Origin of the sequence: Pollutimonas subterranea (genome assembly GCF_002849655.1) — a bacterium.
Taxonomy (GTDB): domain Bacteria; phylum Pseudomonadota; class Gammaproteobacteria; order Burkholderiales; family Burkholderiaceae_B; genus Pollutimonas; species Pollutimonas subterranea.
Map to the genome: position 1 here is coordinate 17,701 of NZ_PDNW01000004.1, position 14,019 is coordinate 31,719.

The following is a 14,019-nucleotide window of genomic DNA, read 5'->3' on the forward strand; positions in this document are numbered from 1 at the left end:
CTGCGCCCCATGAGTTAACGCCCTACAAACTGCGGCGCTTGCTTGTGTAAAAATGCCGCTTGGCCAATTTGATAGTCTTGCGTGTTGAAGCACTGATACGGCTCGCTTATTTCATGGCCTTCCAGCGGCACAGAACTGGCAAGTCGCCGTACAAACTTTTTGTGCCACCGATTTACCAGGGGAGCGCCGCTGGCGATTCGTCGCGCCGTGCCGTAAGCATTTTCGACCACGTCGTTGTCGTCGACGACACGCGTGAGGAGGCCTTTCTGCAGCGCTTCGCCAGCGTCGAAAATAGAACCCTCAAGTAAGATTTCAAGGGTCGCCGCAGATCCGATCAAGGCAACGATATCCGCCAGTTCCCGAAAGTCCAGCGTCAGGCCAAGGCGGTTAATGGGAATACCAAAACGTGCGCTTCGCGCTCCAATCCGAATATCGCACATCGCGGCTATTTCGAGACCGCCACCAACGCATGCTCCTTCGATGCATGCCACAGTGGGATGGCGGCTGAGCTTGAGTTTATCGGTAAGGTCGAGTGTGATTTGGGCATATGTCCGCGCCTGTTCGCCTCCATTGCGCTCATCCGCAAATCCGCCGATATCACTGCCTGCACAGAACGCTCCGCCCGAACCGCGCAGCACGATGCATCGCACGCTATCATCATCTTCAAGTAAGTCAAAGGTCTCACCGAACTGCCGATACATGTCCAGCGTGAACGCATTTCGTTTTTCGGGGCGATCAAACAGCACGGTAACTATACCGGCCTCATCACGCTGCATTCGAATGGTCATTTCCTGTCCCCCAGCAACACTACGTCGTTCTCGAGCACGAGTCGATCATCCAGCCAAACCCTTGCTTCCGTCACAATAGTGTCGTAGTGTGCGGCGGCCTTTACCGTTCCTCCGATGTAAGCGCTCGTGCCCAGGGCCAGTTGGATCGAGCCGTAGACGCTTTCATCGGACAGCATGGTCCCGTCCAAGGTGCAGCAAGGATTCATTCCTACCCCTAATTCGCCGAGGTTATAGACCAGTGGATCATTGAAGCTTTCGAGCAGGGAGCGGAACTTCCTTGCTTCTTCGCCACCCTCGATGGACACGGCCATACCACGCTCGATCACTATGCGCACGGGTTCGTCGCGTATGACCCCGATGCCGGGAATGCTTCCGTTGACAACGATGAGACCTTCCGCCGTTTCCTCGACTGGTGCCAAGCTGGATTCGAGACAATAACCGGCCGAGATATCGTTGGTATTGGCGAACCCGTGCAGTGCGCGCCCCTGACGTCCCGCAATACTCATTGTGATATCAGTACCCGACTTGCTCGTAACGCGTGCGATCGACGCCTTGGTTAGCGCGTTTGCCAAGCCTTCGATTTCTGGACGCAGCCCTTCGAAGTCGGCATCCCACCCTTTTGCAAGAAAGAAATCCTGTTGGCTGGATTCAGGTAAGACAATCACCCCTACCCCAGCGAGCGTCGCCTGCTGGCGGGCTTCGGTATGTGCGGCATTGGCATGCGTCAGCGCGATGACAAGGTCTGCGCAACGCATTGCTTGCGCTACAATGGGCGAAAACTGACGACCGTGGCGGCGACTACCCTCGATTTGCAACAGATGCAACTGCGCACCGACTTCCTGCACGGCAATTGCCAGCGGTTCAACATTACCTTCTGTGTAAAAGTCGTACAGCACGAGAATATTCATATCGGGACGCGCATTCCCTAATAACTTGACGACTTTGCGCGCGTTAGGCAGCTTTAACAGCGTACTCGTGTTCATACGGCAACTTCCTCTTTTTGAGTCTGATTAGATACGTGGGCTATCGCGTTTTCTAGGATGTCCAGACCCGTCTCAAGCTGTTCAACTGACATGCATAGCGGTCCGAGAAATCGCAAGACATTTCCGTAGAATCCCGCCTTTACCAGGATTAGTCCGTCTTGATATGCACGAGCGACAATTTCAGCTGTCAATGCGGTTCCGGGCTCTTGCGTGGCGTTGTTCTCGACGATCTCTACCGCGCGCATGGCGCCAACGCCCCTAGCCTCTCTGACAATAGAGAAATCTTTTGTCCAACGCTCGAATCGGTTCTTGAGTATTGCGCCCAAGACGTGAGCCTTTTCCGGGTAGTCGTCACGGTTCATTATGCGAATGGTCGCCAATGCGGCCGCGCACGACAATGGGTTTCCGGCGTATGTACCGCCCAATCCACCAACATCGGGCGCATCGATTAAATCTGCCCGCCCGACAACGGCCGCGATGGGCATGCCCCCACCCATCGATTTTGCAAGCGTATACAGGTCTGCCTGCACGCCTGAGTGCTGCGTCGCGAACCATTCGCCGGTTCGACAAAAGCCGGATTGAATCTCATCTGCGATCATGACGATACGTTTTTCTGTGCAATAAGCGCGCATCGCTTGCAAGAACTCGCGAGGTGCTGCATAGAACCCGCCTTCGCCCTGTATGGGCTCGATTATTACCGCAGCAACGCTGTCGCATCCGATCTCGGTCTCCACAAGGCGCCGAAACTCTGCAAACGCATCATCCGAGACTTGCGTCGGATCATCGCCATCGCGCATGACCGGAAATGGCGCGCGATACACCTCGCCGGCGAGCGGTCCGAAACCGGTCTTGTACGCCGGCGCCTTGGCGGTAAGCGCCAATGCCATGTATGTCCGACCATGAAAGGCGTTCTCAAACGCAATGACGGCAGAGCGGCCCGTGGCGCGCCGGGCTATTTTGATTGCGTTTTCTACCGCCTCTGCCCCACTGCTCTGTAACATCGTCTTTTTTTCCCAGTCGCCCGGCACAATTTGGGACAATTCACGACACAGGTCGATGTAACCGGGATACATAACAATGTTGAAACAAGTGTGCAAGTAAGCATCCGCCTGCGCCTTAACTGCCTTGATCACTTCCGGATGCGAGTGGCCGACATTAAGGGTGCCAATTCCGCCAGCGAAATCTAAATACTCGTATCCGTCCAAGTCAATTACGACCGCCCCCGAAGCGGACTTGGCGAAAATCGGAGGACCGTTTGCCACTCCACGAGCCACGTAGGCATTGCGTTGCTCGAGGTAAGACTGGCATTGAGGACCGGGCCGGGATGAGCGCTGCTGTAAAACCATAGGTGACTCCTGCGACGAATTGATAAGAGAACGCGATGTCTTGCTTAAAGTATGTATCGCATGCAATTTTGCGTCAATAGAAAAACACAAGGGAAAACGCTATGTAGAATACATTTATATGTTTTATTAAGAGTTCAATATTGTGTACAATTCATGGTGGGCGACTGATATTATGCCGACATCAGAAGCCGACATCAGACCAACAACGGAAGGAATCAAGAGATAAATCGCCATGGTGAAACGCAAGTCGGACGCTCATAAGCTAGACGAGCCTGCTACAGCAACAAGCCTAGCAACCACACAGGACATCGTGCGCGACGTTAGACGCAAGATTGCATCACAAACTCTACTTCCCGGTTCCCGCATTCCAGAGGGGGAATTGGCTGAAGTCTATGGGATCCCGCGCGCTAAGGCGCGGGAAGTACTTGCAGCGCTGGAGGACCGCGGACTAATAGAACGGCTGCCCAACAAAGGGGCCATTGTGTCGCCCGTCGATATGGAGACGACGTACCAGCTCTATGAAGTCAGAGAAGCGCTCGATACAGTCATCGTGCGGTTGGCAATGCACAATGCAACGCCGGACGATTGGAGCGAACTCCAGGCTCTACTGGGGCCACCATTCGAGCAAAGCCTGAAAGAGGGTGATATTGCCGCGCACGTGAACACGATCGGAGCGTTCCGGGACCGCTTGAATCAACTTGCAGCCAATCCGATATTAAGTGATCACATTGAACGAATTTACGACCGCACACGTGTAACCATGCGTAGGGTCGCGGTCCTTCCCGGTCGTGCGGAAATGGGTATACAACAATACCGAAAGCTTCTGGACGCCATGATGCGCAACGATGTAGAAGCTACCGACCGGTGCGTACGTGATCTCAATCAAAGCGCGCGCGAATATATCCAGCGTTACAAAAACTACGTGCTTTAATAACACGACAGTGTGCAATGCCATCAAAGCCGATCCAACGCGTGGCTTTGCCACCCGCAGACGGCTCCTATTGCGGTATATTTTGCAGCCCACAACGGCTGCAAGACTGCATATTTTCGATAAACTGGGCCGGCGGGCCTGACTTCATGTCGTCCGAAAGAACCGAGCGCATCGAAACGGCGAAATTAAGTGTTAATTCTGCAGTAATGGGTTTCATTCGGGACTTGACTTTAATTCCGACCACCAGATTGATCAGGACGTTTTCTTGGACCGGTTTATGAATTTACCTGTCCGAACTTTCCGCCTAGGCCAAAGAACTCCACCTCAACAAGCACCAACGTAAAGGTTTCGTTCGACGCTGAATCAACCCATTCAAACGAGGAACAACAGGGTGGATGGCAGGCCATTCTGGAAAACTTCGCTCGTTATGTTGAAGGCAGGAAGTAGCACTAAAAAGAGCTCCTGGTTCTGACATACGGTACGGAAGGCGATACGCGCTACGCGCCCGCTGATCGCCTTGAGCCAGGCCTTGCGTGACGGGGCATTAGGTTCATCTGCTTGGAGAAGCTTGTACCCTTGGGTGGACGCATGAGCTTGGAAGGCTCTTCTCCCGTATGGCTGCAGTGATTCACTGCGGTGGATCAGGAACAAGCCATTCGGCGCTACGGGCCGGTAAGCCATCGACCATCATGCCGTTTTGTCGGCGACCAGTTTTTTGGGCAGCCCAGCTTCAGCAACTGGGCGTAGCACCGGCAGCTGTTTCCAGCAGGAACGAATACGCGTTGAGCCACTGTGTGACGAAGAAATGGCCTCACGAAGCCAAACCCAGAAAACTTCAATTGCTATACTGCAATTCTTGATGGATGCGCATACGGCGCTGGTCGAGCTCGCCCGATAGGGGGTAATTATCAAGGAGTTCCGATGACGGAAGCGAATCCAGAAAAAAAAGACCCGATGGTCCCTGACGGAGAGGTCAATCCCATTGACACCGACTACCAGGTCGGCCAGGACAACATCATCGTCAACGTCGGCCCGTTCGGCCTCGACATCCACAACCCCGTGTTTGGCATTGCGGGCGGACTGGTGATCTTGTTCGTGGCATTGACCCTCGGTTTTCACGATGAGGTCGAGTCGCTGTTCAGTGGCATGAAAAACTGGCTCACGTCCAGCCTCGACGGTTTCTTTCTTGTTGCCGGCAATTTTTTCGTACTGTTTTGCCTGGCCGTCGCTTTCTCGCCGCTGGGCAAGGTGCGGCTGGGGGGCACAGAAGCCAAGCCCGACTACTCCTATCTCGGCTGGTTCTCGATGCTGTTCGCCGCCGGCATGGGCATCGGACTGATGTTCTTCGGCGTCTCCGAGCCCTTGACGCACTTCGGTACCGCGTTCGGCGGCATCGAAATGACAGACGGCGTGCGCACAGACTGGGCGCCGCTTGGTGCCGCAGCCGGCGATGCACAAGCTGCCGCACGCCTGGGCATGGCGGCGACGATCTACCACTGGGCGTTGCACCCGTGGGCGATCTACGCCGTGCTGGCCCTGGGGTTGGCGCTATTTTCGTTCAACAAAGGGTTGCCCCTGACAATGCGCTCAGTGTTCTACCCGCTGCTGGGCGAGCGGATTTGGGGCTGGCCAGGACACGTCATTGACATCCTCGCCGTACTGGCAACGCTGTTTGGCCTGGCAACGTCGTTGGGTTTTGGCGCGTCGCAAGCCAGCTCGGGCTTGAACTTCCTGTTTGGCGTGCCCCTGGGTATCCCCACTCAGATCGTACTGGTCGTCGGCATCACCGCCATCGCGCTGTTCTCGGTTGTCGCCGGGCTCGATGCGGGCGTCAAGCGCCTGTCCGAAATCAATATGGCGCTGGCGTTGCTGTTGCTGGTGTTCGTGATTGCCGTCGGGCCGACACTGAACATCTTGGGCGGCTTCTTCGCCAACCTGGGAGCCTACCTCCAGTATCTACCGGCGCTGTCCAATCCCATAGGCAGGGAAGACACCAACTTCCTGCAGGGCTGGACCGCCTTTTACTGGGCATGGTGGATCTCCTGGTCGCCCTTCGTCGGCATGTTCATCGCGCGCGTCTCGCGCGGGCGCACCGTGCGTGAATTCATTGTCTCGGTACTGATCGTGCCTTCGCTGGCTTGCACGCTATGGATGACGGTGTTCGGCGAGACCGCAATCAGGCAAGTGGTTCAAAACGGCTACGAGGCTGCACGCGATGCCGAACTGCCGCTGCAATTATTCATGATGCTCGATGCGCTGCCGCTGGCACAGATCACCTCCTTTATTGCCATCGTGCTGGTCGTGGTGTTCTTTGTCACCTCGTCGGATTCGGGCTCGCTGGTCATCGACGTGATATCTGCCGGTGGCAAGGTGGATGCGCCTGTGCCGCAGCGTGTGTTCTGGGCAGTATTTGAGGGGCTGGTGGCCATCGCGCTGATTTTCAGTGGCGGGCTCGTTGCCTTGCAGGCCATGGCGGTATCAACCGGTTTGCCTTTTGCCATTGTGCTGCTGGCAGCATGTCCAGCAATTTTCAAAGGACTCATGTCTGAGCCGCGACGCTAGAAAAATCCGCAGGCTCCGGTAAAAAGATACCGGGCCTGCAGGCCTGCGGCTCAGTCCTACACCACTGTCGTATCGGTACTATGCAGATCGAACAGCTTGAAGTCCTCGACTTTCTTCGTACTCATCCGCCTTTCGAGGCGCTGCCGCCGGACCTCCTGGAGCGTGTGGCCGCCGCCATCGACGTGCGTTATTACAAGTCCGGCGAGCCGATCATTGAGTTTGGCCAGCCATCCGAAAGCTGGCATGTGGTGCGCAGTGGCGCGGTGGAAGTCTTTCGGCGTGACGGCACGCTGTACAACCGTCTGATGCCGGGCGGTTACTTCGGCGAATCCGGCCTGTTGCGCCAGGGTCGGGTGCGCTTTCCGGTGCGTGCGCTGGAAGATTCGCTGATCTACCTGGTGCCGCAACAGGTATTTCTGGAGTTGTTCGACAACCATGAAGCATTCGCGGACTACGTAGAAATTGAGGACCACACACGGCTGCGGCAGGTGATGTCGCGCCGCGAGGACGCCAACGACCTGCTGTCGGCTACCGTCGAGACACTCGTCGGGCGTGAGGCCGTGACGGTGGGGTGCGATGCGAGCGCGCGCCAGTCGGCAGAGCGCATGACGCAAGAGGGCGTGTCTTCGCTGTTGATTATCAGCGACAACCCGGATGGATCCGACTTGCCGTTGCTGTCGGGCATTCTTACCGATCGCGACCTGCGCAGCCGCCTGCTGGCGTCCGGCCTGAACTACGACACACCGGTGTCCGAGATCATGACACCGGGGGTCGTGACGGTGGCGCATAATCAGCTGGTGTTCGAGGCGATGTTGACGATGCTGCGCCACAATGTGCACCACCTGCCGGTCATGAAGCACCAGCGCCCGCTAGGCATTGTCGCGCTGTCGGACATCATCCGCTACGAGTCGCGCAATAGCCTGTTCGTGGTCGCCAGCATCTTCCGCGCGCAGACGGTGGATGAACTGGCCGCTCTTGTGCCCGACGTGCGCGCCTGCTTCACCCGCATGGTCGGCGAAGACGCCAGCGCGCACATGGTGGGCAGCGCAATGGCGGCGATTGGACGCAGCTTCAAGCAGCGCCTGCTGGAACTGGCCGAGGCCGAACTGGGACCTCCTCCGGTGCCTTATTGCTTTTTGGCGCTGGGCTCCATGGCTCGCCAGGAACAGTTGGTCGTCACGGATCAAGACAACGCCTTGATATTGGACGACAGTTTCGACCCGGCGCAACACGATGCCTGGTTCAAGGCGCTTGGCACTTTCGTCTGCGATGGGCTGGCGCGCTGCGGCTACAGCTATTGCACCGGCGGCGTAATGGCCTCCAACGAACAATGGCGCCAGCCGCTCAAAGTGTGGGAACACCGCTTCACCGACTGGATCGAAAAGCCGACTCCCGAATCGCTGCTCCATGTCGGCATCTTCTTTGACCTCGACGGCGTATGGGGACGCACCGAATGGGCGGCTCGCCTGCGTAAGCTGGTGGCGCGCAAGGCCAAGGGCAATTCGCGCTTCCTCGCCAGCATGGCGCGCAATGCGCTGCTGCGCACGCCGCCGCTGGGTTTCTTCAAGGATTTCGTCGTTGAATCCGATGGCCGCCACACTCATGCGATCAACATCAAGCGCCGCGGCACCGGACCGCTGATCGATCTGATCCGCGTGCATGCACTGGCGATCGGTTCGCAGGCGCTTAATTCCTTCGAACGCCTGCGCGAGGTGATCGATGCCGCCATCCTGCCGCGGGGACGCGGACAAGACTTGTACGACGCGCTCGAATTCATCGCGACAGTGCGGGCACGCCGTCAGGCCGAAGACCTGACCGCAGGCAATGAGCCGGACAACAGCATCGAGCCCGAGACGCTGTCCGAATTCGAACGCAAGAGCCTGCGCGATGCGTTCCTGATTCTAAGCAACGCACAGAAATACCTGAAATTCCGCTATCAGCCCGGACGGGCCAACTGAGCGTGGTCACATAATGCTATTTCTGGGAGACCTGAAAACCAAGGAAAGAGGCGGCGCAGCGGCGCACGTGCCCGACTGGCCACAGCACTTCGCGATGCTGGCCGAGACGGCGCGCGATCCACGTCTTAAGGCCTACTATGCGCAGGGCATACCTTCGGGTACGAGCCCGTTGCATGACGTACCGATGGTCGCGCTCGATGTGGAAACCACCGGCCTCGATACGGTGCGCGACGGAATTGTCAGCATCGGCGTCGTGCCGATGACGACGACACGCATCCAATTGAGCGCTTCGCGTTACTGGGTAGTGCAACCCCGCGTCGAATTGACGCCGGAGTCGGTGACCATCCATGCGATCACCCACGCGCAAATTGAAGCGGCATCGGATATGAGCGCAATTCTTGGTGAATTGCTGCAGGCGCTGGCAGGCCGCATTGTTGTCGTGCATTGTCGTGACATTGAACGCGGCTTTCTGGATACCGCATTCAAGGCTCGCATCGGCGAAGGCATTGAGTTTCCGGTCATCGACACGATGGAGCTCGAAGCGAGGCTGCACCGCAAGCCGCCAAGTCTTCTGGACCGCCTGCTGGGCCGGCGCGTGCGCGCTGCGTCCATCCGACTGGCCGCGAGCCGAACGCGCTACCGGCTGCCGCGCTACCGCGCCCACCACGCACTGACAGACGCATTGGCCACTGCCGAACTGCTGCAAGCGCAAGTGGCGCACAGGTTTTCGCCGCAAGCGCCGCTGCGCGAACTGTGGTTGTGAAACGGGCAGAAACGCTTTGCCGGTACGGCTTATTCCTGTTCTCCCATGATCTTGTCTTGCGTCTTCGTATCGAAGTCGCTGGCGTCATGCCGCTCGTGAAGCTGGCTGGATAGCGTGCCGCGGATGCGATTGACCTTGCGACCACGCGCAACCGCAGGCCGAGCCAAGAGTTGATCGGCCCAGCGCACGACGTTCTTATAGTCTTGCACCGAGAGAAACTCGGCCGCGTCGTACTGCCATCCCTTTACGAGTCCGCCGTACCATGGCCAGATCGCCATGTCGGCAATCGTGTAATCAGCACCGGCAATAAATTCGTTAACGGCTAGTTGCCGGTCAAGCACGTCGAGCTGGCGCTTGACTTCCATGGCGTAGCGATTGATCGGGTATTCCTGCTTCGTGGGGGCATAGGCATAAAAGTGGCCGAATCCACCGCCCAGAAAGGGCGCCGAACCCATCTGCCAGAATAGCCAGGAAAGCGTCTCGGCGCGGGCCGGCCTGTCTGTTGGCAGGAAGGCGTCGAATTTCTCGGCGAGGTACATCAGGATCGCGCCGGATTCGAAAACCCGGATCGGCGACGCTTCACTGTGGTCTACCAGGGCCGGAATCTTGGAGTTGGGATTGATCTGGACAAAACCAGAGCTGAACTGGTCGCCTTCGCTGATCTTGATCAGCCAGGCGTCATACTCGGCGCCGGTATGGCCAAGCGCGAGCAGTTCTTCCAACATAATGGTGACCTTCTGCCCGTTCGGCGTTCCAAGCGAATAGAGCTGCAGCGGATGCTTGCCGACGGGAAGCTCCTTGTCGTGGGTGGCACCGGCGATGGGCCGGTTGATACTGGCGAAGGTGCCGCCGCTTGCCTTGTCCCACGTCCAGACTTCGGGCGGCTCATAGTCGGTTGTATTGCTCATTGTTGTTTCTCCAAAGATCAGGACCATGCGGCAGAAGGGATCACTTTCCAGATTTTGCGTCTGCCGGTGGGAAGTTCGAGGGAAACAGCGCACGCTGTGTCTCCTCATCGTTCACTTTTTTGAACTCGATATCGGACGCAACCGCGCGCGCATGTGCAGCAGCGGGTCTGGCGTCGACTTCTCGAAACCAACGTTTGATATTCGGGTATGGCGCCAACGGATCCTCGTCGCCCTTCATCACTCTGGCTGCCCTGTCCAGCCATCCCCAAGCGGAGATGTCGGCAATCGTGTATTCGTTGCCGACGATGAACTTCCGATTGCTCAAGTGATCATCCAGCACCTGGTAATGACGCTCGGCTTCGCGGCGGTAGCGATTGACGGCATAGTCCAGGCCCGCAGGCGCTGCGTACTGGAAATGTACCGCCTGCCCCGAGAACGGCCCAAGGCCACTTGCGATAAAAAGCAGCCACGACAAAAGCTGTGGACGGTCCTGCGCCTGGCCGAGAAATCGGTCCGTCTTTTCGGCCAGATAAAGCAGGATGGCAGTGGAATCGAAGACCGCCGCAGGCTGCCCGCCGGGCCCATCCAGGTCGACGATTGCGGGGACCTTGCCGTTCGGATTGATCTTGCGAAACTCCGGGTCGTGCTGCTGTCCCTTACTGGTGTCCACCGGCACGAGCTCGTAATCGAGTCCCGCTTCCTCGAGAAATAGCGCGACCTTGGCGGGATTAGGCGTTGGATGGTAATAAAAACGAATCATGTAGGGCAGGCCTCCTGGTTGACGAGGTGATGGATTTCGACGCGCAGTTGCGCAGACGTATTAATCGCATAAAGTTCATGGCGATGAAGCAGTCCGGATACAACTTTGTGTTTTATATCATTCGTTCTAGAATAATCGAGTTGAACAAGATTCACAATGCTGACGTCATTTGGGAATGATTGGAATGGGCCGACCAAGAGAATTCGACGAAGCCGCAGTCCTGGATGCCGCGACACTATGCTTTTGGGAGCGCGGCTACGAGGCGACCTCGGTAAGAGAACTTGCAGACAAAATGGGATTGACCAGCGCCAGCCTGTACAACACATTCGGCGACAAACGAGCCTTGTATCGCAGGGCGCTCAATCACTATATAGACGCCAGTTTTGCAGATCGCGTGCGTCGGCTGGAAGGCGGGCTGCCGCCGCGCCAGGCCATCGATGCATTTTTTGCGGAAATCATCCAGCGGTCACTGGATGATGCGCAACACAAGGGATGCATGCTCGTGAACTCCGCGCTGGAAGTCGCGCCCCACGATCCCGAGTTCAAGGAAATCGTGGCAGGCGTTCTCGGCCAGGTCGAAGCATTCTTTCGCCGGTGCGCACGTGCCGGGCAGCGCGATGGAACGATCACGACATGCCCATCCGCTACCGATCTGGGGCGGCTTCTGCTGAGCGTTCATATCGGGTTGCGCGTCCTTGCCAGAACCAGACCCGAGCGAGCGCTGCTTGAAGGCGCGGTTCGCCCGGTGCTCGCCCTGCTCGAGCCCTCTACCTGCCATCGGCACTGACCCCCATCGACCGCAAGCGGCCGCAGCGCAATAGTTGCTAAGATGGGCCTATCTGCCGCTACACCATAAGGGCGTCTAAAGCTTTCACCACGGTAAAAGACGCGTTATCTGGCCGGTTCGAACTCTGGAAAAATACATATGCCACTCAATCTTCAAGTCATCATTTGCAGCACCCGTCCGGGCCGGGTCGGCCCTTCTGTCGCCCAATGGTTTGCTGAATTTGCAGCCAAACATGATGGGTTCAACACGACCTTGGTCGACCTTGCCGATTTCAACCTCCCGGTCTACGACGAACCCAAGCACCCTCGGTTGCAGGATTATCAGCACGACCATACGAAAAAGTGGAGCGCCAGCGTGTCGCAGGCTGACGCGTATGTGTTCGTTACGCCGGAATACAACTATTGCCCTCCTCCGTCGTTCGTGAACGCACTGAATTACGTCTACAACGAGTGGAACTACAAGCCTTGCGGCTTTGTCAGCTACGGCGGAGTCTCCGGCGGCATGCGCGCCGTCCAGGTCGAAAAACAGCTCGTCACCACGTTGAAGATGATGCCCATGGTCGAAGGCGTTGCCATACCGATGGTGGCAACGCTGCTGGATGATGCCAAGGTATTCACCTCCAACCCGCTGATTGACAATTCTGCCCAAGTCATGCTGGAGGAACTTCACAAATGGGCGCTGGCGCTTCAGCCCATGCGGCACTTGAATCAGTAGGCGAACGCTCGTGTTGTGACCAAACCAGGATCGACCGTGCCGCCGCTGACATGCCGCACCGAATCTCAAAAATTGCCGACTAATGACTGATCAAAACTCCCATCCACATCCCAAGCACCTTATCGACGTAGCACCGTTAAGCACCGCACTCGAGAAATTCGCGATCGACCGGGACTGGACGCAATTCCACTCACCCAAGAACCTCGTCATGGCCCTCTCCGGCGAAGTCGGTGAGCTGACCGAGATATTCCAGTGGATGACCGAAGCACAGTCGCTAACCGCCGGCGCCAATCCAGAAACATCCCTGGCGGTGAAAGACGAATTGGCGGACGTGCAGATTTACCTGGTACGCCTGGCGGCTGTCCTTGGGGTCGACTTGAACGCGGCCGTACAAGACAAGCTTCAGAAGAATGCTGAGCGATACCCTGCCGATAAAGTCAGGGGCTCGAATAAGAAATACACCGAACGCTGAGAACAGCCGTGCTCAACGTCGGTGTAGATAATCTACGACGCAGAAACGCGCTTATTCGATCTTGATGCCCGCCTCATCCACCACCTTCTGGATGGAGACGGTGTCCTCTTTGATCTGCTTGGCGAAGTCTGCCGGTGAGCCGCCGCCCGCGACGGCGCCTTTATCATCCAGCACTTTTTTCACCGCCGGCATTTGCAGGATTTCATTGATGTTCTTGTTCAAAAGCTGCGTAACATCATCAGGCATGCCTTTAGGCCCGAGGATGCCGAACCATTGCCCCATGGTGACGCCTGGGTAACCCACCTCTTTCATGGTGGGTACGTCCGGAAGCAGTGGCAGGCGCTCGGGGCTCACCGCCGCTATGCCAACCAGCTTTCCCGCCTTGATGTTGGGCACCATCAGCGGTGGAGAGTCCACGTTGAAGTCGACTTCGCCCGAGAGCAGGTCGGTGAGCGCCTGGGCGCTGCCCTTGTAGGGAATATGCGTCATCTCGACGCCAGTCGCCTTGGAGAACTGCGCAGCGGCTAGGTGCTGGGAACTTCCCACGCCGGATGACGCATAGTTCAGACGCCTTTTCTTGGCAAGCTCCATGAACTCGTCCATGTTCTTCACATTGAGCTTGGTGCTGGCGGTGAGTATCAGCGGTGTACTCGCCACCATGGCAATCGGCGTGAAGCTGGTGTTTACATCGTAAGGCAGGCTTTTGTACAGAGCGGGAGCGGTGGCATTGGAATTCGAATGCCCCATCAACAATGTATAGCCATCAGATTGTGAGCGGGCAACCAGGTCAGCGGCAATGGTGCCGGCGGCGCCGGGCTTGTTTTCAACCACGAAGCTTTGCCCAAGGCGCTGCTCCAGTTCTTTGCTGACCAGACGCGCCACCACATCGGTAAAGCCGCCAGGACTGAAGCCGACGACCATGGTGACCGGTTTATCGGGGTAGGCGGCATGGGCGGTCGTATAGGCGATGGTACTGAGGGTCAGGGCCAGAATCTTGGTAACGCGTTTACTGAGCATGTCTTCTCCTTGGGCTTATTGTTTGCATGG

Annotated in this window: 13 protein-coding genes; 7 read left to right on the forward strand and 6 right to left on the reverse strand. The window is 57.3% G+C overall.

Going from position 1 to position 14,019, the window contains the following annotated elements; genetic code table 11:
- Positions 1 to 14: 14 nt before the first annotated feature.
- The 3 genes from CR159_RS05925 to gabT are packed head-to-tail and all read right to left on the reverse strand — an operon-like array spanning position 15 to position 3,117.
- Positions 15 to 788: an enoyl-CoA hydratase/isomerase family protein gene (locus CR159_RS05925; protein ID WP_102073096.1), complete on the reverse strand. Its 774-nt coding sequence runs from the start codon at positions 786 to 788 to the stop codon at positions 15 to 17.
- On the reverse strand, positions 785 to 1,771 hold the full coding sequence (locus tag CR159_RS05930; RefSeq protein WP_102073097.1) for an aminopeptidase: 987 nt from the start codon (positions 1,769 to 1,771) through the stop codon (positions 785 to 787). The genes CR159_RS05925 and CR159_RS05930 overlap by 4 nt, the downstream gene beginning before the upstream one ends.
- Positions 1,768 to 3,117, reverse strand: a complete 1,350-nt coding sequence (gabT, locus tag CR159_RS05935) for a 4-aminobutyrate--2-oxoglutarate transaminase (protein WP_102073098.1) — start codon at positions 3,115 to 3,117, stop codon at positions 1,768 to 1,770. Before gabT ends, CR159_RS05930 begins: the two co-directional genes overlap by 4 nt.
- A 232-nt stretch (positions 3,118 to 3,349) precedes the next feature.
- Between gabT and CR159_RS05940 the strand changes: the two genes are divergently transcribed.
- The 4 genes from CR159_RS05940 (at position 3,350) to CR159_RS05960 (ending at position 9,331) form a co-directional block, all read left to right on the forward strand.
- Positions 3,350 to 4,048, forward strand: a complete 699-nt coding sequence (locus CR159_RS05940; RefSeq protein WP_102073099.1) for a GntR family transcriptional regulator — start codon at positions 3,350 to 3,352, stop codon at positions 4,046 to 4,048.
- A gap of 921 nt (positions 4,049 to 4,969) precedes the next feature.
- Positions 4,970 to 6,610 carry a BCCT family transporter gene (locus CR159_RS05950; protein WP_102073100.1) on the forward strand — a complete coding sequence of 547 codons (1,641 nt, stop codon included), beginning with the start codon at positions 4,970 to 4,972 and terminating at the stop codon, positions 6,608 to 6,610.
- Positions 6,611 to 6,690: 80 nt separating this feature from the next.
- A complete protein-coding gene (locus CR159_RS05955; protein ID WP_102073101.1) occupies positions 6,691 to 8,568 on the forward strand; it encodes a DUF294 nucleotidyltransferase-like domain-containing protein in 1,878 nt (625 codons plus the stop codon).
- A gap of 13 nt (positions 8,569 to 8,581) precedes the next feature.
- Complete coding sequence (locus CR159_RS05960; RefSeq protein WP_102073102.1) at positions 8,582 to 9,331, forward strand: 3'-5' exonuclease; 750 nt, start codon at positions 8,582 to 8,584, stop codon at positions 9,329 to 9,331.
- A 29-nt stretch (positions 9,332 to 9,360) separates the two neighbouring features.
- Here CR159_RS05960 and yghU read toward each other — a convergent pair whose 3' ends face one another.
- A complete protein-coding gene (yghU, locus tag CR159_RS05965; protein ID WP_102073103.1) occupies positions 9,361 to 10,239 on the reverse strand; it encodes a glutathione-dependent disulfide-bond oxidoreductase in 879 nt (292 codons plus the stop codon).
- 40 nt (positions 10,240 to 10,279) lie between these two features.
- Positions 10,280 to 10,999, reverse strand: a complete 720-nt coding sequence (locus CR159_RS05970; protein ID WP_102073104.1) for a glutathione S-transferase family protein — start codon at positions 10,997 to 10,999, stop codon at positions 10,280 to 10,282.
- Positions 11,000 to 11,183: 184 nt separating this feature from the next.
- On the opposite strand from CR159_RS05970, the gene CR159_RS05975 reads away from it, so the two are divergent.
- From CR159_RS05975 to CR159_RS05985, 3 genes are all read left to right on the forward strand, one after another.
- Positions 11,184 to 11,786, forward strand: a complete 603-nt coding sequence (locus CR159_RS05975; protein ID WP_102073105.1) for a TetR/AcrR family transcriptional regulator — start codon at positions 11,184 to 11,186, stop codon at positions 11,784 to 11,786.
- 138 nt (positions 11,787 to 11,924) lie between these two features.
- A complete protein-coding gene (locus tag CR159_RS05980; protein ID WP_102073106.1) occupies positions 11,925 to 12,500 on the forward strand; it encodes an NADPH-dependent FMN reductase in 576 nt (191 codons plus the stop codon).
- Positions 12,501 to 12,582: 82 nt separating this feature from the next.
- Positions 12,583 to 12,972, forward strand: a complete 390-nt coding sequence (locus CR159_RS05985; RefSeq protein ID WP_102073107.1) for a nucleotide pyrophosphohydrolase — start codon at positions 12,583 to 12,585, stop codon at positions 12,970 to 12,972.
- A gap of 51 nt (positions 12,973 to 13,023) precedes the next feature.
- Here the strand turns inward: CR159_RS05985 and CR159_RS05990 are convergent, their stop codons facing one another.
- The gene (locus CR159_RS05990) at positions 13,024 to 13,989 is read right to left on the reverse strand and encodes a Bug family tripartite tricarboxylate transporter substrate binding protein (protein ID WP_102073108.1); all 966 of its coding nucleotides are present in this window, start codon (positions 13,987 to 13,989) and stop codon (positions 13,024 to 13,026) included.
- Positions 13,990 to 14,019 lie beyond the last annotated feature (30 nt).

Bases quoted from the DNA above. Each gene is read 5' to 3' on its own strand.
- CR159_RS05925 (WP_102073096.1), bottom strand. From the start codon at position 788: ATGACCATTCGAATGCAGCGTGATGAGGCCGGTATAGTTACCGTGCTG.
- CR159_RS05930 (WP_102073097.1), bottom strand. From the start codon at position 1,771: ATGAACACGAGTACGCTGTTAAAGCTGCCTAACGCGCGCAAAGTCGTC.
- gabT (WP_102073098.1), bottom strand. From the start codon at position 3,117: ATGGTTTTACAGCAGCGCTCATCCCGGCCCGGTCCTCAATGCCAGTCT.
- CR159_RS05940 (WP_102073099.1), top strand. From the start codon at position 3,350: ATGGTGAAACGCAAGTCGGACGCTCATAAGCTAGACGAGCCTGCTACA.
- CR159_RS05950 (WP_102073100.1), top strand. From the start codon at position 4,970: ATGACGGAAGCGAATCCAGAAAAAAAAGACCCGATGGTCCCTGACGGA.
- CR159_RS05955 (WP_102073101.1), top strand. From the start codon at position 6,691: ATGCAGATCGAACAGCTTGAAGTCCTCGACTTTCTTCGTACTCATCCG.
- CR159_RS05960 (WP_102073102.1), top strand. From the start codon at position 8,582: ATGCTATTTCTGGGAGACCTGAAAACCAAGGAAAGAGGCGGCGCAGCG.
- yghU (WP_102073103.1), bottom strand. From the start codon at position 10,239: ATGAGCAATACAACCGACTATGAGCCGCCCGAAGTCTGGACGTGGGAC.
- CR159_RS05970 (WP_102073104.1), bottom strand. From the start codon at position 10,999: ATGATTCGTTTTTATTACCATCCAACGCCTAATCCCGCCAAGGTCGCG.
- CR159_RS05975 (WP_102073105.1), top strand. From the start codon at position 11,184: ATGGGCCGACCAAGAGAATTCGACGAAGCCGCAGTCCTGGATGCCGCG.
- CR159_RS05980 (WP_102073106.1), top strand. From the start codon at position 11,925: ATGCCACTCAATCTTCAAGTCATCATTTGCAGCACCCGTCCGGGCCGG.
- CR159_RS05985 (WP_102073107.1), top strand. From the start codon at position 12,583: ATGACTGATCAAAACTCCCATCCACATCCCAAGCACCTTATCGACGTA.
- CR159_RS05990 (WP_102073108.1), bottom strand. From the start codon at position 13,989: ATGCTCAGTAAACGCGTTACCAAGATTCTGGCCCTGACCCTCAGTACC.